Source organism: Methylobacterium sp. AC433 (assembly GCF_979253015.1).
In genome coordinates this window covers 68,298-94,583 of sequence record NZ_CEEDBN010000001.1, presented here as the reverse complement: position 1 = coordinate 94,583, position 26,286 = coordinate 68,298, and the positions used below count along the sequence as shown (strand labels likewise).

The 26,286-nt window shown below is 71.6% G+C and carries 27 protein-coding genes; 7 read left to right on the top strand and 20 right to left on the bottom strand.

Translation table 11 applies throughout. The features are described from left to right. Positions 1-9: 9 nt before the first annotated feature. From AC0IWM_RS00440 to AC0IWM_RS00430, 3 genes are all read right to left on the bottom strand, one after another. The gene (locus AC0IWM_RS00440; protein WP_471752569.1) at positions 10-690 is read right to left on the bottom strand and encodes a helix-turn-helix transcriptional regulator; all 681 of its coding nucleotides are present in this window, start codon (positions 688-690) and stop codon (positions 10-12) included. 261 nt (positions 691-951) lie between these two features. Beyond that, a complete protein-coding gene (locus AC0IWM_RS00435) occupies positions 952-1,848 on the bottom strand; it encodes a diguanylate cyclase domain-containing protein (RefSeq protein ID WP_471752568.1) in 897 nt (298 codons plus the stop codon). 102 nt (positions 1,849-1,950) lie between these two features. After that, complete coding sequence (locus AC0IWM_RS00430) at positions 1,951-2,466, bottom strand: hypothetical protein (RefSeq protein ID WP_471752567.1); 516 nt, start codon at positions 2,464-2,466, stop codon at positions 1,951-1,953. 393 nt (positions 2,467-2,859) lie between these two features. Here AC0IWM_RS00430 and AC0IWM_RS00425 point away from each other — a divergent pair, with 393 nt between their 5' ends. Then, a complete protein-coding gene (locus AC0IWM_RS00425; protein ID WP_471752566.1) occupies positions 2,860-3,249 on the top strand; it encodes an ABC transporter ATP-binding protein in 390 nt (129 codons plus the stop codon). Between the two features lie 178 nt (positions 3,250-3,427). Here AC0IWM_RS00425 and AC0IWM_RS00420 read toward each other — a convergent pair whose 3' ends face one another. From AC0IWM_RS00420 to crcB, 6 genes are all read right to left on the bottom strand, one after another. Beyond that, positions 3,428-3,697 carry a hypothetical protein gene (locus AC0IWM_RS00420; protein ID WP_471752565.1) on the bottom strand — a complete coding sequence of 90 codons (270 nt, stop codon included), beginning with the start codon at positions 3,695-3,697 and terminating at the stop codon, positions 3,428-3,430. 163 nt (positions 3,698-3,860) lie between these two features. Further along, positions 3,861-4,019, bottom strand: coding sequence for a hypothetical protein (locus tag AC0IWM_RS00415; protein ID WP_471752564.1), 159 nt, complete (start codon positions 4,017-4,019; stop codon positions 3,861-3,863). A gap of 156 nt (positions 4,020-4,175) precedes the next feature. After that, complete coding sequence (locus tag AC0IWM_RS00410) at positions 4,176-4,523, bottom strand: hypothetical protein (RefSeq protein WP_431739892.1); 348 nt, start codon at positions 4,521-4,523, stop codon at positions 4,176-4,178. Continuing rightward, the gene (locus tag AC0IWM_RS00405) at positions 4,520-4,717 is read right to left on the bottom strand and encodes a hypothetical protein (RefSeq protein WP_471752563.1); all 198 of its coding nucleotides are present in this window, start codon (positions 4,715-4,717) and stop codon (positions 4,520-4,522) included. Before AC0IWM_RS00405 ends, AC0IWM_RS00410 begins: the two co-directional genes overlap by 4 nt. A 208-nt stretch (positions 4,718-4,925) precedes the next feature. Next, positions 4,926-5,363, bottom strand: coding sequence for an EamA family transporter (locus AC0IWM_RS00400; protein WP_471753080.1), 438 nt, complete (start codon positions 5,361-5,363; stop codon positions 4,926-4,928). Positions 5,364-5,385: 22 nt separating this feature from the next. Beyond that, positions 5,386-5,754 carry a fluoride efflux transporter CrcB gene (gene crcB / locus AC0IWM_RS00395; RefSeq protein ID WP_471752562.1) on the bottom strand — a complete coding sequence of 123 codons (369 nt, stop codon included), beginning with the start codon at positions 5,752-5,754 and terminating at the stop codon, positions 5,386-5,388. A gap of 403 nt (positions 5,755-6,157) precedes the next feature. Here crcB and AC0IWM_RS00390 point away from each other — a divergent pair, with 403 nt between their 5' ends. Then, positions 6,158-7,249 carry a DUF2778 domain-containing protein gene (locus AC0IWM_RS00390; RefSeq protein WP_471752561.1) on the top strand — a complete coding sequence of 364 codons (1,092 nt, stop codon included), beginning with the start codon at positions 6,158-6,160 and terminating at the stop codon, positions 7,247-7,249. A 59-nt stretch (positions 7,250-7,308) separates the two neighbouring features. On the opposite strand, the gene AC0IWM_RS00385 is transcribed toward AC0IWM_RS00390, so the two are convergent. The 3 genes from AC0IWM_RS00385 to AC0IWM_RS00375 are packed head-to-tail and all read right to left on the bottom strand — an operon-like array spanning position 7,309 to position 11,106. Next, positions 7,309-9,561, bottom strand: a complete 2,253-nt coding sequence (locus tag AC0IWM_RS00385; RefSeq protein ID WP_471752560.1) for a xanthine dehydrogenase family protein molybdopterin-binding subunit — start codon at positions 9,559-9,561, stop codon at positions 7,309-7,311. 10 nt (positions 9,562-9,571) lie between these two features. After that, complete coding sequence (locus AC0IWM_RS00380) at positions 9,572-10,585, bottom strand: FAD binding domain-containing protein (protein WP_471752559.1); 1,014 nt, start codon at positions 10,583-10,585, stop codon at positions 9,572-9,574. Then, the gene (locus AC0IWM_RS00375; protein ID WP_471752558.1) at positions 10,582-11,106 is read right to left on the bottom strand and encodes a (2Fe-2S)-binding protein; all 525 of its coding nucleotides are present in this window, start codon (positions 11,104-11,106) and stop codon (positions 10,582-10,584) included. Before AC0IWM_RS00375 ends, AC0IWM_RS00380 begins: the two co-directional genes overlap by 4 nt. Before the next feature lie 392 nt (positions 11,107-11,498). Here AC0IWM_RS00375 and AC0IWM_RS00370 point away from each other — a divergent pair, with 392 nt between their 5' ends. From AC0IWM_RS00370 to AC0IWM_RS00350, 5 genes are all read left to right on the top strand, one after another. Next, positions 11,499-12,893: a M20/M25/M40 family metallo-hydrolase gene (locus AC0IWM_RS00370; RefSeq protein ID WP_471752557.1), complete on the top strand. Its 1,395-nt coding sequence runs from the start codon at positions 11,499-11,501 to the stop codon at positions 12,891-12,893. Between the two features lie 197 nt (positions 12,894-13,090). After that, entirely contained in the window at positions 13,091-13,798 is a 708-nt protein-coding gene (locus AC0IWM_RS00365; protein ID WP_471752556.1) for a hypothetical protein, read from the top strand. Next, positions 13,795-15,666, top strand: a complete 1,872-nt coding sequence (locus AC0IWM_RS00360; RefSeq protein WP_471752555.1) for a glycosyltransferase — start codon at positions 13,795-13,797, stop codon at positions 15,664-15,666. The genes AC0IWM_RS00365 and AC0IWM_RS00360 overlap by 4 nt, the downstream gene beginning before the upstream one ends. Beyond that, entirely contained in the window at positions 15,663-17,717 is a 2,055-nt protein-coding gene (locus tag AC0IWM_RS00355) for a glycosyltransferase (RefSeq protein WP_471752554.1), read from the top strand. Before AC0IWM_RS00360 ends, AC0IWM_RS00355 begins: the two co-directional genes overlap by 4 nt. Next, entirely contained in the window at positions 17,714-18,568 is an 855-nt protein-coding gene (locus AC0IWM_RS00350) for a hypothetical protein (protein ID WP_471752553.1), read from the top strand. Before AC0IWM_RS00355 ends, AC0IWM_RS00350 begins: the two co-directional genes overlap by 4 nt. A 27-nt stretch (positions 18,569-18,595) precedes the next feature. Here the strand turns inward: AC0IWM_RS00350 and bioD are convergent, their stop codons facing one another. From bioD to lspA, 8 genes are all read right to left on the bottom strand, one after another. After that, on the bottom strand, positions 18,596-19,294 hold the full coding sequence (gene bioD, locus AC0IWM_RS00345; RefSeq protein WP_471752552.1) for a dethiobiotin synthase: 699 nt from the start codon (positions 19,292-19,294) through the stop codon (positions 18,596-18,598). Then, complete coding sequence (locus AC0IWM_RS00340; protein WP_471752551.1) at positions 19,291-20,064, bottom strand: ferredoxin--NADP reductase; 774 nt, start codon at positions 20,062-20,064, stop codon at positions 19,291-19,293. Before AC0IWM_RS00340 ends, bioD begins: the two co-directional genes overlap by 4 nt. 146 nt (positions 20,065-20,210) lie before the next feature. Beyond that, positions 20,211-21,146 (bottom strand): ring-cleaving dioxygenase, encoded by a 936-nt coding sequence (locus AC0IWM_RS00335; RefSeq protein ID WP_471752550.1) that lies wholly within the window; start codon positions 21,144-21,146, stop codon positions 20,211-20,213. Between the two features lie 105 nt (positions 21,147-21,251). Beyond that, entirely contained in the window at positions 21,252-21,857 is a 606-nt protein-coding gene (locus AC0IWM_RS00330) for a HupE/UreJ family protein (RefSeq protein WP_471752549.1), read from the bottom strand. A gap of 164 nt (positions 21,858-22,021) precedes the next feature. Further along, the gene (locus AC0IWM_RS00325) at positions 22,022-23,323 is read right to left on the bottom strand and encodes a M16 family metallopeptidase (protein WP_471752548.1); all 1,302 of its coding nucleotides are present in this window, start codon (positions 23,321-23,323) and stop codon (positions 22,022-22,024) included. 86 nt (positions 23,324-23,409) lie between these two features. Then, positions 23,410-24,789, bottom strand: coding sequence for a M16 family metallopeptidase (locus AC0IWM_RS00320; RefSeq protein ID WP_471752547.1), 1,380 nt, complete (start codon positions 24,787-24,789; stop codon positions 23,410-23,412). A 153-nt stretch (positions 24,790-24,942) separates the two neighbouring features. After that, entirely contained in the window at positions 24,943-25,581 is a 639-nt protein-coding gene (locus tag AC0IWM_RS00315) for a hypothetical protein (protein ID WP_471752546.1), read from the bottom strand. A 208-nt stretch (positions 25,582-25,789) separates the two neighbouring features. Beyond that, entirely contained in the window at positions 25,790-26,278 is a 489-nt protein-coding gene (gene lspA, locus AC0IWM_RS00310) for a signal peptidase II (protein WP_471752545.1), read from the bottom strand. Positions 26,279-26,286: the final 8 nt, after the last annotated feature.

Genomic DNA, 26,286 nt, shown 5'->3' with positions numbered 1-26,286 from the left:
CGGCCCGGCTCAGAGCCGGGCCGCGCACGCGCTCGTGAGCTGGCTCCGGGGGCGGTCGCCGCCGCTGCCGCGGACCGGACCGGCATCGACCACCGGGGCGAGACCGAGGTGGCGGGCCAGGGCGACGAGGTCCTTCAGGCGCCCGGTCTGGGTCTTGCGGCGCAGGTTCAGGCGGTGGGTCTCCACGGTGCGCACGCTGAGGTTCAGGCGGCGCGCCACCTCCTTGTTGCTGAAGCCGGCGCTGAGGAAGCGCAGGATCTCGGCCTCGCGCGGCGTCAGGCCGTCGACGGGCGCGGCGGGGACCGGGGCGTCCTCGCCCTGGACCGGTTCGGCGGCGCCGGCGGCGAGGCTCAGGAGCGCGCCGCAGATGTCGCGCGGCGGCGCCGAGCGGGCGATGAAGGCCTCGACCCCGACCTCGATCAGCCGGGTCAGGAGGTCGGCCCGCAGGACATCGAAACCGACGAGGACGTGCAGGTCCGGCGCGCGCGCCTTGAGGGCCGCGATCCGCCCGACGAGACCCGGCTCCGGCTCCGATCCGACGAAGACCAGGGCGACCTTGCGCGCCGGTCCCTGCGAGAGTTCGGTCTCGCTCAAGGTGTGCAGGCGCGGCTCGTGCTCGATGACGGCGCGAAAGGCCGGCTCGATCCCGAGGGGCTCGCCGACGATCAAAACTCCCACGGCGTCATTCATGCCGCTGTACTCCCCATTGTCTCACCGCGACACACCGCAGCGATCCTTGGGAGAGTCAGATCAAGTTTCGTTCCAGCGCTTTACTCGCCAAGACTCGGCGACGATTCAGGTCGGATTGGCCGAAGACTGAAGAGGACTCACAGTTAATTCGGCAAGACTTTGGTAAACGCGACGGACGCGCGGGCGCAACGTCCGGCCCGGCGTACCGCTACGGTACAACGGCCAAGCTGCGCCCATCCTCGATTCGGGACAGGCGCGGGCTCAGCCGGCCCGGGCGAGAACGAGGTCGGAGGCGGCGCTCACGACGCGGTTGCGGCCCGTGGTCTTGGCCTCGTAGAGGGCGATGTCGGCCCGCTTGAGCAGCCCCTCGATGGTGTCGCCCTCGGACCATTCGCTGACGCCGAAGCTGCAGGTGAGGCGGATCGGCACCCGGCCCCCGCGGATGCGCAGGGCCTCCATCGAGCGGCGCAGGCGGGTCGCCATGCCCTCGGCATCCGTGCCGGTGCGGTGGGGCAGGATGATGCCGAACTCCTCGCCGCCGAGGCGTCCGACGATGCCATCGACGGCCAGCTCGCGGCACACGGCCTGGATGGCCGCGTCGCCGACGTCGTGCCCGTACTCGTCGTTGATGCGCTTGAAGTGATCGATGTCGAGGAGGATGGCCGACATCTTGCCGTGGTCGCCCACGCGCTCGGCGGCATCGCGCGACTTCTGCAGGAAGGCACGCCGGTTGAGCAGGCCCGTCAGGGAATCCGTGTCGGCGAGGCGGATCAGCTCGCTCTGCATCGTGGTGAGGCGCTCCGCGGCCCGCAGGCGGGCATGCAGCTCCTCCGGTCCCGGCGGCTTCTCGATGAAGTCGTCGGCGCCGCTGTCGAGGGCTTCGGCCAGGTTCCGGGCGTTCTTGGCCGACGACATGGTGATCACGTAGAGGGGGCGGTTGGCCTCCGCCAGGAGGCGGGCGGACCAGCACAGCTCGAGGCCGCCCAGGGGCCGCACCTCGAGGCTGGTGATCAGCACCCGCACCGAGCCGGTGTTCTCCACGAAGTCGAGCGCTTCCGCCGAGTCGGTGAAGGCCGAGACGGTATGACCGTTGGGTTCGAGCAGCGCCGCGATCATCTTGAGGACGACCCGGCTGGTATCGACGAGGACGATATGCATGGCGCGGCCTGACCACCTTCACGGTTCTTGACGTGAGGATGGCACGAACAGATTAACCGCTTGCGAAAGCCCTCCCGGATGGACCGGCCGCGGCGCGGGGGCTCAGCGGTGGGAGACGCGCACCGGAACGACGCGGGCGCCGCCGCTCATCTCGGCGGACGGGGGTGCCGCCTGGAAGGCCTCGCCCCGGGTCCGCGGGCGCTCGGGCGCGCCCGACCAGCGCCCCTGCCGGCCGCGCGTCAGGACCCGGGACCGGCCCGCTGCGGCCGCACGGAGGGCGGAGGGCGGCGCGTCGATGACGTAGACCGTCGGCGTGCCGACCGAGGCACTGCGGATGCCCGCCACCGTGGGGATCCCGTAGGTGCCGTAGCCCCAGGCGCTCGGCACGAGCTCGCTCGGCCGGGGAAAGCGGGTGAGCGGCGCACCGACATAGTCGCCGTGGACCAGCGGGCCGCCGTAGCCGCCCTCGTAACCGGATTCGTAGGACACCGATCGACCGTAGGTCAGATCCTGGCCCTGCGCCGTGCCGGCGAGGCCGCACAGGATCAGGGAACCGGCGAGGCCGGCCAGGCGGAGCGGGACGAGCCCGGAGGGCGACACCTTGGATCGAGTGGTCATGCGACGCCGGACTCCCGCGCTGGCCGATTCGGGAGAGAACCGGCGGAGACACCCGTCGTTCCAGAAATCCGGCCGGCTTCCAGCCTCGAAGACTGCTTAGGGGCTCGCCGAGCCGGGCAAGAGTCGAAGAAGGGTCGGGCACGGGTCGGGCAAGGGCCGAGCGAGGGGGCCGGCGGATGGGGCCGAGGCAGGGACCGGTTGATCGAACCGCGGCCCGTCTCGTCTGAGCCCGCGCGGCCGTCGGGCGAAGCCCGGATCCGCCACTCCCTGCGGATCCGGGCCGGGAGGCCGAAAACCCCGAAGAGCATTGCCTCCGGGAATGGGCGCGCGGCATGGTCGAAGGCAGGACCGAAGCCAGGAGGCCGTATGAATCCGGTTGTGAACGATGAGAGGTTGTCGCTCGACTATGTGTCGGTCGAGGATTTGAACGCCGCCCTGCGGGTGTTTCGCCGGCTGCCGCTGGAGCTGCTGGGCTTCCTGATCCTGCTGCCGATCGTCTGCATCGGCCTGTCCCGGCTCGGTACGGCCCTCGCGCCTCCCTACGGCGTCTATGTGTTCGGGCAGGGCCTCGTGACCTGGGGCCTGCTCCTGATGCTCGCCCTGCTGTACGGGCTGTTCTGGTGGCGGGGACGACAGGTCGGGCGCCTCCTGAACGACCCGGACATCCTGGCTTCGCCGGTGATGAGCCTGCTGTCGGTGCCCGGCCTGCTGGCCGAACGCGCGCAGGCCCTGGGCATGGAATGGAGCGGCTTCTACGGCCCACTCCGTCCGCGCCGGAAGTAGGTCGTCCGCGACAGGGGCCGACGCACCGGCCGTTGCTCGCGCCACCGAGGCGCCGGGGCGGGTCAAGACCCGCCTCCGGGAAGCGGAGCGGGGGCCGGATGCCAGGGGATCGGACGACCTGCCCGAGCCATTTCGAATTTCGTCGTCTCGAACTTCGGCTTCGGCGTCAGCGGCGGGTTCAGCGGCAGGTGGTGACCCGACGGACGATCCAGCCCTCGCCCTCGACCCAGAGCCGCTTGCGCGAGCGGCTGCAATTGGCGGCGTCGTCGTCCGATTCGGTGACGGCCGCCACGGGGGTGACGGCGGGCACCGCGACGGAGGCCTTGTCCGGCCCCTGGTTGGCGACCGGGGCGGCCACCGCAGCGGGAACGAAGGCCGCGACCGAAACGGCGCCGGCCAAGAAGACGGTGCCCGCCAGGACGGACATGCGCAGTCGATTCGCTACCATCGGAAAGTCTCGCTCGCACATCCCTCGGCGGACGTGCCCTCAACATGTCAGGATGTTGCAGCGGGATGCGCTGCGTCTTGGACTGTTAAGTCGCGAGAGGCCGGAAGGGTTGCAGTCGAGGAGGTCGGCCGATCACGAATCCTTGGGCCGCCCGGATGAACTTTCAAGGCATCGCCGAGACCGAGATCATCGGCAGCGTGACCGCGAGCTGGGTCGCGGCCGGGCGCGGCAGGGCCCGGTCGGACAGGACCAGGGCGCCGAGCCCGAGGACGAGGCTGAGGGCGAGGAGGCTCGTCTCGATGCCGCGATAGAACCCGTCCATCTCACACTCCCGGCGCGCTGACGCGAGGCCGCCGACGGCGTCGCGCCGTCCCTGTTCGGCTGGGCGCATGTTCGGCCCGGCAGCATGTTCGGCCCGGGAGTATGAGGGAATCGTAACCGCGCGGGCTCAGGCCCGCCCGAGGGGCGTCATGCGGGCTCAGGCCCGCCCGAGGGGCGTCATGCGGGCGAGATCGGATTCCGGCGGCTGCATCAGGGCCGCCGCCAGGTTGGCCTCCAGCACGATCAGGTCGCAATCGGGGTCCGGCTCCCAGCCGCAGCGGCAGCCCTGCGGGCCCTCGTGGGCCTGGGCCACCTGCCGGTAGAGGGCGCCGACGACCCGGGCCGCCACCTCCAGCGCCGACATGGCCGGCAGGGGCGCCCGGTTCAGGCTCTGCCAGAAGGCGCGGCGCAGGGCCTCGTCGAGATGGGCCTCGGGCGAGGCCGGCTCGGCACAGGCCGGCGCGGCGCGGGACGCGGCGTCCATCCGTTCGTCCGGACCGCTCATGCCCGGAACTCCGAGGAGCGGTCGGACAGGCGTTCGCGCCAATGGGCCGGCACCAGGGCGGGATCCGTCTCGGGCGCCCCCGCCAGGACATCGATGAGGTCGGAGAAGCGGTGCAGGCGCAGGTCGAGGGCCGAGCCGTCCCACCAGGCGATCCGCGCGTAGCCGCGCAGCCAATCCAGCGTGCGTTCCATCATCCGCTCTCCTCTTGCGATCGACGCTCCGTGGAGAGGGTTTGAAAGCTTAAACACCGCTTGGCAAGCAATTCGCCAAACATTGGAATCGATTGAATCTTCCGCAACCCGAAACTTCTATTGTCCTCGATTTGGAAGAATTCCATCCGCAAGGGAAAAACCGCGCGCCGGCCGATGCTTGATCGTGCGACGGGCCGGGCAGGAGCGGGTTTCAGCCGCGATAGGCCACCAGGACGGCGCCGGCCGCGATCAGGGCGACGCCGATCCAGTTCGGCAGGGTCAGGCTCTCGCCGAGCAGAATCACCCCGAGGATCGCCACCAGGACGACGCTGAGCTTGTCGAGGGGCGCCACCCGCGCCGCATCCCCGAGGGCGAGGGCGCGGAAGTAGCAAAGCCAGGAAGCGCCGGTGGCGAGGCCCGAGGCCACGAGGAAGCCGACGCTGCGGCCCGGGATCGCCGCGAGGCCGGGCGCCTGCCCGGTGCCGACCAGGATCGCGCCCGTGAGGGCGAGGATCACCACGGTGCGCACGAAGGTCGCGACGTCGGGCTGCACGCCGGTGACGCCGACCTTCGCCAGGATGGCGGTGAGGGCGGCGAAGACGGCCGAGAGCAGGGCCCAGAAGCGCCAGGATTGCAGCAGCGCGCTCAGCATGGCGAGGGTCCGCCCGGCCTCACAGGATCATCCGCATGACCATCAGGCCGAGGAGCAGGCCGGCGAGCCCGAGGACCACCGAGCCGAGGATGTAGATGATGGCCGCCGCCACCTCGCCGCGCTCCAGCAGCAGGATGCCGTCGAGGGCATAGGACGAGAAGGTGGTGAAGCCCCCGAGCACGCCGGTGGCCAGGAACAGCCGCACGGGCTGGCTGCCGCTGCGCATGGCGTACCAGCCCGCCAGCACCCCCATCAGGATCGAGCCGAGGATGTTGATGCCCATCGTGCCGTAGGGAAAGGCGGTGCCGAAGCGCAGGGCGGCGAGGCCGACGCCGTGCCGGGCCATGCCGCCGAGGCCGGCCCCGAGAAAGACGATGAGAAACCCCATGCGGGCATGTTCTCCCTGAAGCCGGCCGCCGGCCCGGCCCTGCGCACAGGATACGCCTCGAACGCATCCGGTTCGCCGGCCGAGCGCGGCTTACCCCCGAGGTTCACAGGGCACGGCCCGGCGGTCGCACCGATCCGCGCGCCGGCCCTCGGCCGCCGCCCCCGGCGTCATCGCGTGGGCGGGGCGCCGCCCCCAGCGTTACGAAGCGGAAAACAGGAATTCTCCACAAGATGCGCCGCAGTTTATCTCGGATTAACCAAGTTGCGGCTGAATAGCGTCAGTTAAGGTTGATGTTTTCCTAACAGGCACCTGCTGCGCTTCGCGTCGTCGCTTAACCTTTTCTTGAGGTCTGCGCGGCGGGAGGGGGTGCCGGTTCGGGAACCGCGTATCCGAGTTCGCCCGCATGAACGACGCTGTGTACCCGCCCGGCCGCCGCCTCCGCCGTCGTCGTCGGACCCACGGGCAGGGGCTCCTGCGGATTTCGGCGGCGGCCCTCCTCTGCGCCGCCTTCCCGCACCTGACCGCGCCGGACGGTCCCGTCCCGGCCGGACCGGGCCGGCCGGCGCTGGCCACCGTCTCCGCGCCCGGCGCCTATGCCTGGATGCTCGACCCGACCCCGGCCCTCGGCACCGCGGTGCGCGGCCTGACCCGGGCCGCCCCGCTCAGCGCCGCCCTGGTGCCGCCCGCCCGTGCGGACAGGACAATCCTGGCGATGGCGGCGCCGCGCCCGGCGCCCGCTCCGGCGGCGGCCCCGGTCCGGATCGCGCAGGCGCTGCCCCAGACCATCCCGCTGCCGGTGCCACGCCCGGCCGGCCTCGTGGCGCAGGCCGAGCCGGCGCGCCTGGCCCTGCGCTCCGCCCCGGCCCTGCGCTCGCTCGCCGCCCGCCGGACCCAGGTCGCCCGCGCCAGCGCCGATGCCGCGGCCGAGCGCTCGTTCTTCGACACGGTGTTCGGCACGCGTCCCGACCCCGAGCCCCAGCCGCGGACCACCCTCGCCTACGCGGCGGTGGACCCGAGCGTCGATCCGGGTCCGCGCCGGGTGATCGAGAGCAGCCCCGCGGTCGGCGCCGGCACGGCCGTCTACGACATCACCGCCCGCACCGTGACCCTGCCGAGCGGGGAGCGCCTCGAGGCCCATTCCGGCCTCGGCGAGAGCATGGACAATCCGCGCCACGTCCACCGCCGGATGCGCGGCTCGACCCCGCCCGGCACCTACGACCTCACCGAGCGCGAGGCCCTGTTCCACGGCGTGCGGGCGATCCGGCTCAACCCGGTGGGCGGCAGCGCGGCGATCCACGGCCGCGACGGCATCCTGGCCCACACCTACATGCTCGGCCCCAGCGGCGCCTCGAACGGCTGCGTCTCGTTCAAGGACTACAACCGCTTCCTCCAGGCCTATCTCCGCGGCGAGGTCCGCCGCCTCGTCGTGGTCGCCGGCCGCGGCGATGCGGGCCCGACCTTCGCCGAGCGCCTGTTCGGCCGCGCGACGCGATAAGAAAGCGCCGCGCCCCCGAGGGGACGCGGCGCCCGTTCGTCGGGTCGGGCGGTCCGGGGTCAGCCGATGATCTTGTCGATCGTGATCGGCAGCTCGCGGATGCGCTTGCCGGTGGCGTGGAAGACCGCGTTGGCCACCGCCGCCGCGGTGCCGACGATGCCGATCTCGCCGAGGCCCTTCACGCCCATCGGGTTGGCCTTGTCGTCCTCGTCCACGAAGATCACGTCGATGTCGTGGATGTCGGCATGCACCGGCACGTGGTACTCGCCGAGGTTGTGGTTCATGAACCGGCCGATGGTGTGGTCGAGCATGGATTCCTCCTCCAGCGCCGAGCCGATGCCCATCACCACGCCGCCGAGGATCTGGCTGCGCGCCGTCTTGGTGTTGAGGATCTTGCCCGCCGCGATCGCCGAGACGACGCGGGTGACGCGCACCACCCCGAGATCCTCGTCGACCTTCACCTCGGCGAAGATCGCCGAGTGGGTGTAGCCGGCGAATTCCTGGGAATGGTTGGAATCCGGGCCGGCCGAGCCGGTGGCCTCGATCCTGTCCATGCCGGCCTTCGCCATCACCTCCGTGATCGCGATGCCGCGGGACGGGTCGCCCGCCACGGAGATGCGCCCCGCCTTGAAGACCGCGCGGTCGAAATCGACGTTGGCCAGGGGCGAATCGTCGAGGCCGCGGGCGAGGGTGAAGACCTGGGCGGCGATGTCGCGGCAAGCCCGCATCACCGCCGTGCCGGAGGAGGCCGCGGTCCAGGACCCGCCGGCGATCGGCGCGTCGGCGAGCTTCGAATCGCCGAGCTTCGTCGTCACGTCCGCCATCGTCAGGCCGAGCGCGTCGGCGGCGATCTGGGTCAGGATGGTGTAGGTGCCGGTGCCGATGTCGCCGGTCTGGTTGCCGACCACGAGCTTGCCGTCGGCGGTGAGGGTCGCCTGGGCGCTCGACTGCTGCATCAGGGCCTCCCAGATGCCGGTGGCCATGCCCCAGCCCACGAGCTCGCGGCCCTCCTTCATGGAGCGCGGCTCCGGGTTGCGGGCCGACCAGCCGAAGCGCTCGGCGCCCTGCGCATAGGCGGCGCGCAGGGACTTGGAGCTGAACGGCTTGTCCTGGGTCCGGTCCTTCTCGGCGTAGTTCCGCAGGCGCAGGTCGATCGGGTCCTGGCCGGTCTCGTGGGCGAGCTCGTCCATGGCGATCTCGAGGGCGAACACGCCCGTCACCGCCCCCGGCGCGCGCATGTCGGAGGGGGTGTAGGTGTCGATCTTGGCGAGGCGGTAGTCGAGGGCGACGTTCGGGCAGTCGTAGAGGATGCCCGACCAGTTCACGACCACCTCCTGGTAATCCTCGAAGCCGGAGGTGCCGGAGATCGCCTCGTGCCGGACGGAGGTCAGCGCGCCGTCGGATTCGGCCCCGAGGGCGATGGTCTGGCGCACGTCGGGCCGGTAGCCGAAGGTGAACATCTGGTCGCGGGTCAGGGTCACCCGCACCGAGCGCTCCAGCTCCCGCGCGGCCATGACGGCGAGGAAGAGCTGGTATTGCGGGCGCAGCCCCGAGCCGAAGCCGCCGCCGAGATAGGGATTGAGGACGTGGACGTCGTCCTTCTTCATCCCGAACACGCCGGTGATGTAGCCGAGGCTGTTCGAGACGCCCTGGATCTTGTCGTAGACGGTGAGCTTGCCGCCGCCCTCCCAGACCACGGTCGAGGCGTGGGGCTCCATCGGGTTATGGTGCTCCACGGCCATGTGGTAATGGTTGGTGAGCCGGACCGGGGCGGCCTCGTAGGCGCCGTCCGCATCGCCCCAGGGCGCCGGCGGCGGCTTGATGCCGGAGCGCTTCTTCGGCGGCACGTAGGCCACGTCCTCCAGGGTCCGCAGGTCGGTGGTCGGCGCATCGGCCTCGTAGGTGAGCTTCACCAGCGAGGCGGCGTAGCGGGCCGTGCCGAAATCCTCCGCCACCACCAGGGCGACGGGCTGGCCGCTGTAATGGACCTTGTCGTCGTAGAGCGGCCGGAAGGGCGAGCCGGGGGGCGCGACTTGGTCCTGGTAATTGTAGTCGAGCCAGGCGGTGCGCGGCCGGTTCGCGTGGGTGAAGACCTTGAGGACGCCGGGCACCGCCTCGGCGGCGGCCGTGTCGATGGAGAGGATGCGGCCGCGGGCGATGCCGCTCGAGACCACGTAGCCGTGGGTCAGGTCGGGGGCGGCGAATTCGCCGGCATACTTCGCCTGGCCGGTGACCTTGGCCGGGCCGTCGACGCGGCTCTGCGCGGTGCCGACATAGGTGTCGGTGCCTGAGGTGCTGATGCTGTGGGCCATGGGGGTTCCTTCAGGCGATGCGCTTGTCGGACTGCGACTGGGGCGTGCCGGCGGCGGCCTGGGCGAGGCCGCGGGCAATGGCGCGCCGCGCGAGTTCGATCTTGAAGCCGTTCTCGGATTGGGGTCGCGCCTCGGCCACCACGATGTTGGCGGCGGCGGCGAAGGTCTCGTGGGTGGCCGGCTTGCCGGCCAGGAAGGCCTCGGCCTGGGCATCGCGCCAGGGCTTGTGGGCGACGCCCCCGAGGGCGAAGCGCGCGCTCCGGATGGTATCGCCGTCGAGCTTGATCACGGCCGCCACCGAGACCAGGGCGAAGGCGTAGGAGAGCCGGTCGCGCAGCTTCAGGTAGGTGTGGTGCGCGCCGAAATCCTCGTCGGGCAGGTCGACCGAGAGCACGATCTCGTCGGCCGCCAGGGTGGTGTCCCGCTCCGGCGTGTCGCCCGGCAGGCGGTGGAACTCGGCGAAGGGGATGGTGCGCTCGCCCCCCGGCCCGGCGACCCGGACCTTGGCTTCGAGGGCGGCGAGCGCCACGCACATGTCGGAGGGATGCGTGGCGATGCAGGACGGGCTCGTCCCGAAGATGGCGTGGATGCGGTTGACCCCGCCGATGGCGGCGCAGCCGGTGCCGGGCTCACGCTTGTTGCAGGGGGTGGCGTCGTCGTAGAAATAGTAGCAGCGCGTGCGCTGCAGCAGGTTGCCGCCGGTGGTGGCGGCGTTGCGCAGCTGGCCCGAGGCGCCGGCCAGGATCGCGCTCGACAGGAGCGGATAGCGGGCCTGCACCTGCGCGTCGTAGGCCACGGTCGAATTCGTCACCAGGGCGCCGAGGCTGAGGCCGCCGTCGCGCGCTTCGATCCGGTCGAGGGGCAGGCGGGTGATGTCGACGAGGCGCTCCGGGCGCTCGACGTTGTACTTCATCAGGTCGACGAGGTTGGTGCCGCCCGCGATGAAGCGGGCCTGGGCGCCGGAGGCGATCGCGCGAACCGCCTCGTCCACGGTGGTCGGGCGGACGTAGTCGAAGCGGTTCATTTCGCGGCTCCCGCGTGCATCACGTCTTCGATGGCGTCGACGATGTTGGTGTAGGCGCCGCAGCGGCAGATGTTGCCGCTCATCGCCTCCCGGATCTCGTCCCGCGACTGGGCGTGGCCCTCGGCGAGCATGCCCACCGCCGAGCAGAGCTGGCCGGGCGTGCAGTAGCCGCACTGGAAGGCGTCGTGCTCGACGAAGGCGGCCTGGAGCGGGTGCAGCCCCTCGGCTCCGGCAAGACCTTCGGCCCCGGCCAATCCCTCGACGGTGGTGATGCTGGCCCCATCCTTCATCACCGCCAGCGTCAGGCAGGAATTGATGCGGGTGCCGTTCACCAGCACCGTGCAGGCGCCGCACTGGCCGTGGTCGCAGCCCTTCTTGGTGCCGGTGAGGTCGAGATCCTCGCGCAGGAGGTCGAGGAGGGTGGTCCAGGGGGCGACCTGCAGCGCACGGGCCTCGCCGTTGATCGTCAGGGTGATGCCGATGGTGTTCGCCGCAGAGGGCGAACCGCTTTCGATGAGCATGGCGGTATCCGTGACTTGCGGGCCGGGACGGGCACGGCACCGCTGGATTTCGAGACAGGGTCGCAGGGGCCGTGGCGGGGAAAAATCATCCGCCCCGGGCCGGTCCACTCGATAACAGTTCCAAAAAGCCGGTGTTCCCGCCGGGCGTGCACGCGCCGATACCGCGCAGGGCCGGCGGATACGCTGCGGGGCGGCGTCGACGCGCACCGGTTACTGGAGGCGTCCGGCTCGCCGATCCGCTCGACAGGTCCGGTCCCTCGGCCGCATGGCCCGAAGCGGCGCCATGGAGCGGTTACCTTGGGCGGTCGCCTGGAGCGGTTGCCCGGAGCGGTTGCTTGGCCCATCCCCCATGGGCTAACCCGGTGCCGCCCGCCTTCGATCAAGGACGCCCGATGACCGCGCTCGCTCCCGTTCTCAACGACATCGACCGCGACCTCGACAACGCCCTGGAGCGGCTCTTCGCCTTCCTGCGCATCCCCTCGATCTCCACCGATCCGGCCTTCGCGCCCCAGTGCCGCGATGCCGCCACCTGGCTCGCCGGCACTCTGACGGCCCTGGGCTTCGAGACCGGGATCCACGAGACCTCCCTGCACCCGGTGGTGCTGGCCCACGCGCCGAAGCCCGGCACCCCGCACGTTCTGTTCTACGGGCACTACGACGTGCAGCCGGTGGACCCCCTGGCCCTCTGGGAGACGCCTCCCTTCGAGCCGCGCCTCTCCCTGAACGCCAAGGGCGAGAAGCAGATCGTCGGGCGGGGCGCCTCGGACGACAAGGGCCAGGTGATGACCTTCGTGGAGGCCTGCCGGGCGCATCTGGCGATGGCGGGCGAGTTGCCCTGCGGCGTCACCATCCTGATCGAGGGCGCCGAGGAGAACGGCTCGCAGGGCCTGCCCGAATGGGTCGCGGCCAACCGGGACAAGCTCGCCGCCGACATCGTGCTCGTGTGCGACACCAGCATGTGGAATCCGACCACGCCGGCCATCACCACCTCCCTGCGCGGCCTCGCCTATTTCGAGGTGAAGGTGACCTGCGCCGACCGCGACCTTCATTCGGGCTTCTTCGGCGGGGCGGCGCGGAACCCGATCCACGTCCTGTCCAAGATCATCGCCGACCTGCACGACGCCGACGGAAAGGTCGCGCTGCCGGGCTTCTACGAGGGCGTGCGCGAGACGCCGCCGGAGGTGCTGGAGCAGTGGCGCGGCCTCGACTTCACGGCGGAGACGTTCCTGGGACCCATCGGCCTGTCGGAGCCGGCCGGCGAGCGCGGCCGCATGCTCATCGAGCTGATCCAGTCGCGCCCCGCCTGCGACGTCAACGGCATCATCGGCGGCTATACCGGCGAGGGCACCAAGACGGTGATCGCCGGCCAGGCCAGCGCCAAGGTCTCGTTCCGCCTCGTCGACGACCAGGACCCGGAGCGGCTCGCCCGCACCTTCGAGGCCTTCGTGCGCGAAAGAATCCCGGCCGACTGCTCGGTGGAGGTGATCTGCTACAAGGGCAGCCGCGCCATCAGCCTGCCCTTCGACATGCCCGAGCTCGAGACCGCCCGCGCGGCCCTCGCCGAGGAGTGGGGCGTGCCCGCCGTGACCATCGGCGCCGGCGGCTCGATCCCGATCGTGGGCGACTTCAAGCGCCTGCTGGATCGCAACACGCTCCTGATCGGCTTCGGCCTCGACGACGACCGCATCCACTCGCCCAACGAGAAGTACGACCTGAACAGCTTCCACAAGGGCACCCGCTCCTGGGCGCGCATCCTGGCGGCCTTCGGGGGCCAGCAGGCCGGCTGAGCGGCCCCGTCGTCTCCCGTGGCGCGCGGCGTCGCACCCTGGAGCTTGGGGCCGATCCCCCCGGGGACGCGCGTGACGACGCCCCATCGCCGACCGGCGCGAGACGGGGCGCGAGCCTCCGCCGAGCGGGGAGGATCGGGCGACTTTCGACCGTTCGAGATCCGCGGACGCACGCTCCGCCCGAGTACCAAGGCCGCATGACCGCCACCCCCGCCAATCCCACGCCGACCGAGGCCCGCCTGTTCGCGGCCGGGCACGGCGTGCTGGTCTGCCGCTACCCGGTGGCCACCGACCTGCCGATCCCCCTGGCGGTCACCGAGCCGCCCGGCCTGAGCCTCCTGACCTGGGCCTTCACCGGCTTCGGCGGCCCCGAGCCCGATCCCGCCGGGCTCCTCGTCCTGCACGATGCGCGGGGGGCGCTGACGGAGGGCGGTGCCCTGACCCTGGAGACGCATTTTCGCGATCAGACGCTCGTCGGCCCGAGGCCCCGGCCCGTCGCGGAGCTGGCGCGGCCCGACCGCGCCGCCCTCGGCGAGGCGGTGCTGGCGGCCGTGACGCCGGACACGCTCGACGTCCTCGCGACGCTGTTCCCGCTGCTGGCGCCCGCCGTCGCCGACGCGGCGCTGCCGGAGACGGCGCCGCGCCTCGGCCTCGCGGGCGACGATGCGGGCCGCGCCACGCTCTCCGGCTCCACGGTGCCGAACTACCTGCTGCTGCGGGCCGGGAGCACCTGGAGCTGCGCCCGCGTGGCGGCGGCCGAGCTCCGCTTCGGCCCGGCCCCCGAGATCGGCCTCACCCTGGCGCTGGCCTGGGGCAATCCCCGCGGCGCCAGCGTGGAGACCGCGCTCCTCCTCGGCACGGGCCGCGTCACGCCGGCCGCCCTGCGCCGCGAGGGCGTCCGGTGAGCGGCCCCGCGATCCTCGTGGTGGCGCCGATGCCGGCCTTCCCGACCAGCGCCGGCAACCGGCGCCGGCTGCTCACCACCTGCGCCGCCCTGCAGCGCGGCGGCTATGCCGTCGACCTCGCCTATTATGCCCACGAGGACCAGATCTACCGCCGCTTCGGGCAGCACCCGCCCACCGACGAGGCCGCGGCGGCGGGCCTGTTCCGGCACACCTTCCGGATCGAGCCACGCGGGACCATCCCACTCACCACCCGGGCGCGGTGCTTTCCCATCGACGCCTGGTGCCCCGAGGAGGTCGGCGCCTTCGTGGCCTGGTACGGCGAGGCCTATCCGCGGACCCGCGCCATCCTGATGAACTACGTGTTCCTGTCGCGGGCGCTGGACGCGGCGCCCCCGGGCCTGCTGACGCTCATCGACACCCACGACCGCTTCGCCGACCGGCAGCGCCAGTACCGGCCGTTCCGGGCCGAGCCGAACTTCTTCTACACCGACCGCCCCGGCGAGGCGGCGGGCCTCGCCCGGGCCGACATCGTGCTGGCGATCCAGTCCGAGGAGGCGGCCTATTTCCGGACGATCACCGACCGGCGCGTCCACCTGCTGCCGCCGCGCTTTCCCGCGCGCCGGCCCTTCGCGGCCCCGGCCCGGGTGGAGCGGATCGGCTTCCTCGGCCACGGCAACGACCCGAACCTGTTCTCGATCCGGCGCTTCGCCGCCGCCTGGAGCGCGGACTGGACCCCGGCCCGGCCCGAACTCGTGATCGCGGGCGAGATCGGCAGCAGCCTCGGCCCGACCGCACAAGCCGGCGTGAAATTCGCCGGCTACGTGCCCGAGCTGGAGGATTTCTACGACGGCGTCGACCTCGTGGTGGCGCCGATCCTGATGGGCAGCGGCCTGAAGATGAAGGTCGCCGAGGCCCTGTCCTTCGGCAAGCCGGTCATCGGCACGGCCCTCGGCTTCGAGGGCTTCGACCCGGTGTCCCCGGACCACCGCCTCCGCGATGCGGAAGAGGTCAAGGATCGGGTGCTCGCCCTGGCCGCGGATCCCGCCGGTCTCGAGGAGCTCACCCGCGCCTGCGCCGATCTTTTTGCCGGCTACAATGAGCACGCGGAGCGTGCGGAGACCGCTTTGCTGGCAATGCTTCCGGGTCCCGAAGCGGAAGCGGATCCGGCCGAAGATCCTTCGCCGGCCGAAGATCCTTCGCCGCCCCCCGAGCCGGTTCGCGTACGCACGCCTCTCCCGAGCGGGTGCCTCACCTGCGAAACCTCCCTGCGGTCCGACCTGCGCGCGGATGACGACCTCGGGCTCCTGGTCGCCACCGAGCGCGTCGCCCCGCCGGGGACCGGGTCCTTTTCGCCCGCGCGCCGGCGCTGGTTCGCCAAGGCCGGGGGCGGCGTGCCGGACGCTGGCCCGGAGGCCGGCCTGGCCGGCCTCCGCCTCGCCCTGTCGCCGGAATGGGTCCGCGACCGGCGCCTGCCCCCGCCCCTCCGGGCGGATCTCGCGACCCGGTTCGCGCCCGTCGCGGCGGATTGGGAGGCGCAGGCCCGCCGCGTCGGCGCGACCCCCGAGGGGACGATCCTCGTTCTCACGTTGCCCCGTCACCTGGTATCCGGCCTCCACCCCAACGCCGCCTTCGAGATCGGCGCGCCGACGCGGGAACTCGCGCTCCGACGCGTCACCCTTTTGAATACCGGCCAGGGTCTAATGTATGCCACGACCCGCGCGGACCTCCCGGGCGCACCGGCGGCCGTGACCTTCACGGGCCTCGCGGCGCGCGCGGAGGCGTCCACGATCCTGTTCCTGCACGACGACCTCATCGGCCGCATCACGGTCCTGGCCGACACCGCGCCGATCCCGGAGCCCCTGCCATGATGGCGGCCCCCGACATCCTCGACGCCCCCGCGGGCCGGAAGGCCGCCCTGGTCGAGGCCGCCCTGATCTGGAACGCGTTGTTTCTCAACGACATCCGCATCGCGTTCCGGGCGGAAGCCGAGCCCGTGATCTCCGTCGTGATCGTCGCGCGCGGCGCCCGGCACCTCCTCGCCTGGACCCTGGCCAAGCTCGCCGGGCAGCAGGCCTTCGCCGGGCCGTCCTTCGAGGTGATCCTGGTCGACAACGCCTCCGATGCCGAGACCCGGACGCTCTTCGGGCGGCTCGACGGCGCCCGGATCCTCCTCAACCCGGAGAACACCGGCTTCGGCCCCGCCTGCAACCAGGGCGCCGCCGAAGCCCGCGGCCGCTACCTGCTCTTCCTCAATCCCGATATCGCCCTGATGCCCGGTGCCCTGGCGGCCCTCGTCGGCACCTTCGCGGACTCCGACGACATCGGCATCGTCGGCGGCCGCCTGGTGTTTCCGGGCGGCATCCTGCAGGAGGCCGGGGCGGGCTTCCAGGACGATCCGCAGCTGACCCATCCGGCCGGCCGCGGTGTCCTCGATCCCTTCGCTCCGGAGGCCTCCTATACCCGCGACGCGGGCTACGTCTCCGGGGCCCTGCTGATGATCGAGGCCCGGCTGTTCACGGAACTCGGCGGCTTCGACGACCTCTTCGCGCCGGCCTATTTCGAGGACACCGACCTGTGCGCGCGCTGCCATCAGGCGGGACGGCGGGTCGTCTACCAGCCGCGCGCCATCGCGATCCACGTGGAGAGCGCCACCAGCGTCCGGCGCGCCGACGTGGAGGCGCTCCTCGACCGCAACCGGGTGCGCTTCCGCGAACGGCACGGAGCCTGGCTGTTCGGGCAGGGGCCGCAGCGCACGGGCTTCGGCCCCCGCGACGACGCACCCTTCGCCCTGCGCGTCCTCTACGTCGACGACCAGGCGCCCCATCAGGATCTCGGGGCCGGGTTGCCGCGGGCCAACACCATCCTCAACGCGATGGCCGATCTCGGCTACGCGGTGACGGTGTGCTCGGTCTACGGCGAGCGCGAGGATCCGGCGGCGACCTACCGCGACCTCTCGGAGCGCATCGAGATCATCGAGCCCTGCGGTCGGGAGGGCTTCCGGCGGCTCATCACCGAACGCGCGGGCGCCTACGACGTGCTCTGGGTCAGCCGGCCGCCCCACATCCGCATGGTGTGCGAGGTCCTGGCGGATCTCGGCCTGAGCCCACGGGATGTCGGCCGTTCCCGCGTCGTGTTCGATTCCGAATCCCTCTATGCCCTGCGCGAGTTCGTCGTCGACGCCCTCAAGGGTCGGCCGGCGCCGGGGCCGGCCCTCGGCCGGGCCACCGCCCTGGAGCTTCGGTCGATCGCGGCGGCCGACCGGGTCGTCTGCGTCTCCCCTGCGGATGCGCGCCTGCTGCGACGGGCCGGCGTCGCCGATCCGGTGGTCCTCGGCCACGTCCAGACACCACACCCGAACCCGCCCGGCTTCGCGGAGCGCCGGGGGTTCGTCTTCCTCGGCTCCCTCGCCCGTGAGGGAGCGCCCAATATCGACTCGCTCGACTGGTTCTTCGATCAGGCCTGGGAGGCCCTGCGGGCGATCCTGCCGGAGGCGCACCTCACCATCGTCGGCACGGTCGCCCCCTCCATCGCCGAGCGGCTGGCACGCCCCGGCGTCACCGTGCTGGGCCGCATCGACGAGATCGGCCCGACCCTCGACGCCGCGCGCGTCGCCCTCGCGCCGACGCGCTTCGCCGCCGGCATTCCGCACAAGGTCCTGGAGACCGTGGCGCGCGGCCTGCCGAGCGTCGTCACCCCCGTCCTGGCCGGGCAGATGGGCTGGCCCGACGGCACCGGATACCGGATCCGCGACTGGCACGATCCCGGCGGCTTCGCCGAAGCCCTGGCCCATCTCCACGAGACCGAGGCGGCCTGGACGCGGGTGCAGCGCGCCGGCCTGGCCCAGGTCGGCCGCGACGAGGATGCCGAGGCCTACCGCGCGGTCCTGCGCCGCCTCTGCGAGGCGCCGACCTTCACATGACGCTTCCACTCCCCTCCCGCGCCGTCCGCATCGCCACGGCCCTGCTTCGCCGGGCGATCCTCGGCCGCGTCCCCCGCCTGTTCGACGCGGCCTATTACCGGGCGAACCACCCGGACGTGGCCCGCTCCGGCATCGATCCGTTCCTGCATTACGTCTGGCGCGGCGCGGCGCAGGACCGCGATCCCAGCGCCGATTTCGACACCGCCTTCTACAGGCGCCAGAGCGGCCCGACCCGCCTCGACCCGGTGCGGCACTACCTGCGCGTGGGGGCGAAGGCCGGCCTCGACCCCAACCCCGCCTTCAGCACCCTGATGTACGTGGCGCGCTACCCCGATGTCGGGCGCGCCGGGGTCAACCCCCTGGTGCATTACCGGCAGGACGGCCGGGCGGAGGGCCGCGTCGCCGCCCCGTCCGCCTCGCAGCCCGAGGAGTGGGTGCCCTTCCAGGGCGTGCGCGAGGCCCATCGCTGGGCCTATCCGGCGCAGGGCTCGTCCCGCTTCGCCCTGACCCTGCGGCGGGACGTGCCGGTCCCGGCCTGCCCCGACTTCCTGCCCCGGCTCTGCCTCGTGCTGACCCTCGACGGGAGCGAGATCGACGGCCTGGTCCAGAACCTCGACGCCTTCCCGGCTGCGGCGGCCGACGCCTTCACCCTCGCGGTCGACATCACCGTGCGTCCGCATCCGCCCCGCCCGACCCTGGTGGTCGCCCTGGAGCAGTGCTTCCACGGGCCCGGACCGGAGGGCGCGGTGCTGCTTCGCTACGGGGAGGCACGGATCTGGGACGTGCTGCCGGAGCGCCCGCATGTGCTGCGGATCTGCCCGGCCGGAGCGCTCGCGCTTCGGGTGCTGTGAGGCGATCCGCAGGGGCGACACGCCGGTTCAGGCTGCGGAGGACGGGCGCACCAGATCGACGAGTGCGGCCGGGCAATCGCCGTCGCGGGCGATGACGACGACCGGGGCGGCCTGGTGGCGGGCGATCGACGCCGCGACGAAGTCGGGGGGTGCCGGGGCATCCGGGCTGGCACAGACGACGAGCCCGAGCAGCGGGACGCCGTGGGCGTGCAGGGTCTCGGCGGCCGTGAGCGCGTGGCTGATCGCGCCGAGATAGGACCCGGAGACGAGGAGTGCCGGCAGGCGGAGCGCCTTGATCCAGTCGAGGCCGGTCGCCTCCCAGGTCACGGGGCTCATCACGCCGCCGACGCCCTCGATCAGCAGAGTGGCGTCAGGCGGCGTGGCCGCGATCTCGGCCCGACACCAGCCGACGAGGTCGTCGAAGGCCAGGGTCCGGCCCTCGCGTTCAGCGGCAAGGTCGGGGCTCAGCGGGGCGGCGAAGCGCCAGGGCGAGCAGGCGGCGACCGTCTCTGGCGTCACGGCCAGCCCCTGCGCCGCGAGCAGACGCCCGGTGTCGCTCTGCGCGAAGTCCGCGGCATCGAGGGGCGGAACGCCGCTCGCCAGGGGCTTGAGGGTGCGCACGCCGTGGCCTAGGGCGCGCAGCCGCCGCGTCAGGGCGGCAGTGACGTAGGTCTTGCCGATCTCGGTCCCGGCGCCTGCGATGAAGACGGCGCGGGGATCGCTCACTTCTCGACGAAGGCCTTCTCGATCACGTAGTGGCCGGCCTCGCCGTGGTTGCCCTCCTCGTAGCCGCCCTCGGTGAGCAGCTGGCGGGTGTCGCGGATCATGTCGGGCGAGCCGCAGAGCATGAAGCGGTCGTTCTCCACCGACATCGGCGGCAGGCCGATATCCTCGAACAACTTACCCGAGGTCATGAGGTCGGTGATGCGGCCGCGATTTCGGAAGGGCTCGCGGGTCACGGTCGGGTAGTAGATCAGTCCGGCACTGATCACCTCGCCGAGGAACTCGTGGTTCGGCAGATCCTGGGTGATGGTCTCGCCATAGGCGAGTTCCTGCACCTGACGACAGCCGTGGACGAGGACGACCTTCTCGAAGCGCTCGTAGGTCTCCGGATCCTTGATGATCGACATGAAGGGCGCGAGGCCGGTGCCGGTGCCGAGGAGGTAGAGGTTCCTGCCCGGCATCAGGTTGTCGAGCACCAGGGTGCCGGTGGGCTTCTTGCCGACGATGATCGGGTCGCCGACCTTGAGATGCTGCAGCTTCGAGGTGAGCGGGCCGTTCGGAACCTTGATCGAGAAGAACTCCAGCTCCTCCTCGTAGTTGGCCGAGACGACGCTGTAGGCGCGCAGCAGCGGCCGGCCTTCGACCTCGAGACCCATCATCACGAACTCGCCGTTGCGGAAGCGGAAGGCGGGATCCCGGGTGGTGCGGAAGGAGAACAGCGTGTCGGTCCAATGGTGGACGCTCAGCACACGCTCCTCGTTGAACTTGCTCATCGACGGTCCGTCTCGAATTTCGCTCGAATCTCGAAGCTTTGGGTGGGGTCTTCTCGCACCTGCGGTAGGCCCGTCAAGGCGGCGCGCGTACGCAGGCGCACGACCGCGCAGTGGCTTGGAATTGTTCTTAATCCCGTCCGGGCCGGTCAGAGCGGCTTCAGCCCGGCCTCGATCTCCGCCCGGCGCGGCTCGAGGAAGGGGGGCAGGGCCAGGCGCTCGCCCAGGGTCTCCATCGGCTCGTCGGTGGCGAAGCCCGGCCCGTCGGTGGCGATCTCGAACAGGATTCCGTTGGGTTCGCGGAAGTACAGGCTGCGGAAATAGTAGCGGTCCACCGGTCCGCTGGAGGGCATGCGCCCCTGCTTCAAACGGTCGGCCCAGGCCGCATAATCGGCATCCGGGATGCGGAAGGCCACGTGGTGCACGGCCCCGGCGCCCTGGCGGGCGGGGGCCAGGTTCGGTTCGGCCACGAGGTGGAGTTCAGCGGCGGGACCGCCCGCACCCATGCGATAGACGCGGACCTCGCCCTCGGGAAGCTCATAGTTCCGGTCGTGGCTCATGCCGAGAATCTCGGTGAGCACCGCCTCGGTCCGTTCGATCTGGGCCACGCTGAGGCGGATCGGTCCGAGGCCGCGGATCTGGTGCTCGGTCGGCACCGGGCTCTGCGCCCAGGCATGGCCCTCGCCGGCGCCGCCATCATCCACAAGCATCAGGCGCTGGCCCTCGCCATCCTCGAAATCGAGGGTCAGGCGGCCATCGCGCTCCACGGGCACCGCATGGGTCACGCCCTGCCGGGCCAGGTGCTCGCGCCACCAGCCGACCGCGTCGGCGCCCGCGACCCGCAGGGCGGTGCGGCTGATGCTGTTGGTGCCGCGCCGCTCCGGCGGCGCCGGCCAGTCGAAGAAGGTGACGTCGGTCCCGGGCGAGGCGAGGCCGTCGGCGTAGAACAGGTGGTAGGCCGAGACGTCGTCTTGGTTCACCGTCTTCTTCACCAGCCGGAGGCCGAGGACCCGCGTGTAGAAGGCCAGGTTGTCGGCCGCCCGCGCGGTGATGGCGGTGAGGTGGTGGATTCCGGTGAGCTGCATCGGCTGATCCCTGGACGGCGAGCGGACCTGTCAGATGGGGCGGCAGGCCCGAAGACAAAACGGCCCCTCACGGGGGCCGTTGGACGATCGGGGACAGAGGGAGGTCTAAAGAGCGCCGGCGAGGAGGCCGAGACCCGCGACGGCGAGGCCCGCACCCGCCACCCGCAGGGCGGTGAGGCTCCGCACGAGCCGGCCGGCCGAGAGGCCGAGACCGAGGCCCACCGCGTGCAGGAGCGCCGTCGCCCCGAGGAAGCCGAGACCGTAGGCGACGCCCGAGCCGGTCTCCGGCATCTCGGCGCCGTGGGCGTGGCCGTGGAACACCGCGAAGGCGCCCGCGAGGACCATGGCGGCGGCGACCGGCAGGGCCGGGCGCAGGGCCAGGGAGGCGCCGAGCACCACCACCGAGAGGGCGATCCCGATCTCGACGAAGGGCAGGCCGATGCCCGCGACCCCGAGGGCGCCGCCGACGGCCATCATGCCGAGGAAGGACAGGGGCACGAGGACCAGGGCGCGACCGCCGATGCGGGCCGCGATCAGACCCACCGCCACCATGGCGAGGACGTGGTCGAGGCCGCTCAGGGGATGGAGGAAGCCCTGCGTCAGGCCGGCGGCGGCCTCATGGCCGGGATGGGCCAGGGCCGGCGTCGCGGCGATGCCCATCGCCGTGACGAGGGCGAGGCGGGCCGGCAGGGAGGCGAGGCGTGATGTCATCCGGACTGTCCCGAGCTTGAAAACGAGCGGTGCAGCATCGTCGCCGCCCCGGCGGAAACTAGCAACCGCCGTGCCCGCGTACAGTCCCGCGAAGCCGCCGCCGGGCGCGGCGGTTCGTCCGCGGCTCCCGGGAAAGCCGGGAGCCTTCCGAAATGCGCGAGTCCTCAGAAGTCGGTGGGCCGGCCGGCGGCGACCACGAGCATCTTTCCGTCCGCGAAGGTACGGGCCCCGGCGCGGCGGATATCGCCCTGGGTCACGTTGGCGACGAGATCGTTGCGGCGGGCGATGTAGTCCATGCCGAGGCCCTCGAAGGCGATCTGCACGAGCTGGTGCGCGATCTTGGTCGAGGTGTCGAAGCCGAGTGCGTAGGAGCCGGTCAGGTAGTCCTTGGCCTTCTGCAGCTCCTCGTCCGAGGGACCGTCCGTGATGAGGCGACCGATCTCCTCGCCGATCACCGACAGCGCCTCGCCGACGCGCTCGTTCTTGGTGGCGGTGTAGCCCCAGGTCATCGATGCGGCGCGATGGCTGACGAGGGAGGTGCCGACCGAGTAGGCGAGGCCACGCTTCTCGCGCACCTCCTGGAACAGGCGGGAGGTGAAGGAGCCGCCGCCCAGGATGTGGTTCAGCACGTAGGCCGGGATGAAGTCCGGGTCGCACCACGGCACGCCGTTCATGCCGAAGCGGATCACGGATTGCGGCACGTCGAGATCGACCACGTGGCGCGCGCCGATGTTCTGCATCCGGGTCTGGGGCACCGCCTTGAGGGGGGCCGCCATGTCGAGCCTGCCGAAGGCCCGGTCGAGGCTCTCCGCGAGGCGCGCCGCGTCGATGGCGCCGACCGCCGCGACCTTCACGCCGCCGCGGCCGATGATCTGGCGATGCATCGCCACGAGGTCGTCGCGGGTGATCGACGCGATGCTCTCGGGCGTACCGGAGGATGGGCGGGCATAGGGATGGCCGGCATAGGCCTCGGCGAAGAAGCGGCGCGAGGCCATCACGCCCGGATCGTTCTGCTGGTAGCGCAGGCCGGCCAGGGTCTGGGCCCGGACCCGCTCGATGGCGTCGGGGTCGAGGCGGGGCTTGGCCAGGGCCAGGGCCAGGAGGTCGATGGCCTCGTCGGCGTGCTTGACCAGCATCTTGAGGGAGCCGCCGAGCGCGTCGGAGCCGGCATGGAAGGAGAGCTCGATGGCCCTGGCCGCGAGGCGCTCCTGGAAGGCGTCGGAGGACAGGTCGCCGGCCCCCTCGTCGAGGAGGCGGGCGAGCATCTGGGCCACGCCGGCCTTGCCCTCGGGGTCCTGCGCCGCGCCCCCCTCGAAGGTGAAGGCCAGGGCGATCAGCGGGACCACCGGGGATTCGACGTGCCACGCCTCGATGCCGGGCGCCGCCGCGACGGGGACCGCCTGCGTCGGCGAGGTCGCGGAGCGGGTGGCGGAGGTGTCGAGCAGGTCGGTGGTGGCCACGTTCATGGGAACCTCATGCTGTGCGCGGGGCGCGGCGACGCGCGCCGCGGCCTCTCGAATTGCGTGGCCCGGCCCCGAGGCCGGGAGCGGCCTCAGGCCGCGTCGGCCTCGCGGGCCTTGGTCAGGTAGCCGGTGACGGACCGGGACGGCGTCAGGTAGCGCTCGGCCACCGCCGCGAGCCGGGCCTTGGTCACGCCCTCGATGTCGGAGGGCCAGCGACGGACCTCCTCGATGCTCTCGCCGATGGCCAGCGCCGAGCCGTAGATGCGCGCCAGCGAGGATTGGCTGTCGGAGGAATAGACCGTCTCGGCCACGAGCCGGGTCTTGGCCCGCTCGATCGCTTCGGGCTCCAGGGCCTCGGAGGGGACGCGGCGCAGGACGCGGTCGACCTCCTCCTCCAGCTTCTCCAGGCTGATGCCCTCGGCGGGGATCGCGTAGACGGAGAAACGGGTGTCGTCGATGGCCGAGCCCATGTACCAGGCGCCGGCGTTCACGGCGACGCCGAGCTCCATCACCAGCTTGCGGTAGAGGTAGGAGGTGGAGCCGCCGCCCATCACCTCGGCCAGCAGCTCGAGGGCGTGGCACTCGCCGTCCCGCGCGGTGATGCAGGACGGGGTGAGGTAGAGGCGCTGCAGAGTCGGCTGCTCGACCTTTGGATCGGCCACGGCGAGGCGGCGGAGCGCCCGGGGCTCCGGCTCCTTGGCACGGATGCGCACGGGCCGCGTGCCCTGCGGAGTGACGCGGCCGTAGGTGTCGTCAGCTATGCGGCGGACATCGTCCGGCGTCACGTCGCCGGCCACCACCAAGATGGCGTTCTCCGGCGTGTAGAAGCGCTTGTAGTAATCGAGGGCGTGGGTGCGGTTCAGCTCCTCGATCTCGTGCATCCAGCCGATGATCGGCGTGCCGTAGGGGTGGTGCACGAACAGGGAGGCGGCCATCGCCTCGGAGAGCTGCGCCGACGGGTCGGTCTCGACCCGCATGCGGCGCTCCTCCAGCACCACGTCGCGCTCCGGCGCCACCACGGCATCGTCCAGGACGAGGCCGGTCATGCGATCGGCCTCGAACTCCATCATGGTCCGAAGGTGGTCGCGGGCGACGCGCTGGAAATAGGCGGTGTAGTCGTAGGAGGTGAAGGCGTTCTCCTGGCCGCCGAGCCCCGAGACGGCCTTCGAGAAGGCGCCGATCGGGTGCTGCTCGGTGCCCTTGAACATCAGGTGCTCGAGGAAGTGGGCGATACCCGACTGGCCCAACGGATCATCGGCCGAGCCGTTGCGGTACCACACCATGTGGGTGACGACCGGGGCGCGGTGATCGGGAACGACGACGACGTCGAGGCCATTGTCGAGCGCGAACGCACTGACCTCGGGACCGCCCGCCTCGGAGCGCCCGAAGGGCGCGGCTTCCGCCCGGCCCGCGCTCGCGTAGCCGCGCGCCGGTCCGAAGAGGGGCATGTCCTTCCTGAACAGGTGCATCGAAGCTCTTCCTTCCGCGGTCGGCCACTTGCGAGGGCCATCCGTCATGTTGGCATTGCGCCGGCTCCGTACCACTGGGGTGCGTCGGAGGGGCAGGAAACGGGTTCTCCCGCGGCGCACGCGATCCGCGCGGCGCCGAGCCGGACCCGCGGTTCAGTTCGCGGACCGTGCCCGCATGTAGGCGGCCGGATCGGACTCTTCGCGCTCGCGGTACGGGTTGTTCACGGGGTCGCCGTTGGTCTTGGCGACCTTGCGCGGCGGCTTGCGATAGCCGGTCGGCGGATCGGTGAGCACGTCGCGGTCGGGCTCCACCGCCGAAGGCTCCGCCACTTCGGCTGAGCGCAGGCCGAAGGGGTTCGCCCAGAACGAGTTGCGGTCGTCGTTCTCGCCCTCGGGCCGGCCCGGCTCGGTGCGGGTCTGGGCGCCAGCGCGGCGCCCGCCACGCATCTCGTCGATGGAGAGGGTCATGTTGTTGTCGTTCATCCGGCCCTGCGCGCCGCGCACGATCGGCTTCCGGGCCTCCTCGCGCTCACGCTCACGCTGGACGATCTCGGGATCCTTGGGCCACTGCGCCGAGGCTTCCGGCTGGCGCGGCGGCGGCAGGGACTTGCCGTCGAGCTTGGGCGGCATCACCAGGGGCGCACGTTCGCGGTAGGTGATCGCGGGCTTCTCCGGCTCGATCAGGCCGATATTGCTGAGGGCGTCGCGCATGAACACGCCCTGCTGCGCCTGAGCGCTCCCGGCGGCCAGGACGCCCGCCACCACCATCAGCAAACCGCGATGCCCGATCATGCTATCCCCGCTCTCCGCCCGGTTGTGGGTCCCGGTTCCCCGAGCCCGGATGGTCGCCTTGTGCAGCGATCCTGATCCGACCTCCTCGGCCTGATCCCGGTTTCGGGCGATCGTATGGCGCCTTGACCGCAGTGCACCAGCCTTGCCGGCACAACGATCCCCGTTGTGGTTTACGGATCACAGGTCGGGCGGAAATGCCGGTGACGGATCAGAGGCCGGAACCGGTGCTCCGGGGTGCGGGCCGGAGGCTGTCGAGAATCAGGCCGACGACGCCCGCGACGATCGCCGCATCGGCGATGTTGAAGACGTACCAGGACCAGGTTCGCCAGTGCAGGTGCACGAAGTCGAACACCGCCCCGTAGGCGGCGCGGTCGATGGCGTTGCCGATGGCGCCGCCCGCGACGAGGCCCAGCGCCACCGCCAGCAGGCGCGATTCCGCCCGCCGCATCCAGAGCGTCAGGCCGATGGCGGCGAGAGAGGACACGCCCACCAGCACCCAGCGGCCGAGGCCGCCCTCCTGCTGGAACATCCCGTAGGACACGCCCCGGTTCCACACGACGAGGAACTCCGCGAAGGGCGCGATCCGCCAGGGCTGCGTCAGCACGAGGTCGGTGCCGAAGTAGAGCCAGAGCTTCGAGGCCTGGTCGAGGACCAGGGTGACGAGAAGCGCCACGAGGCCCAGGCGGAAGGGCGTCATGCGCAAGC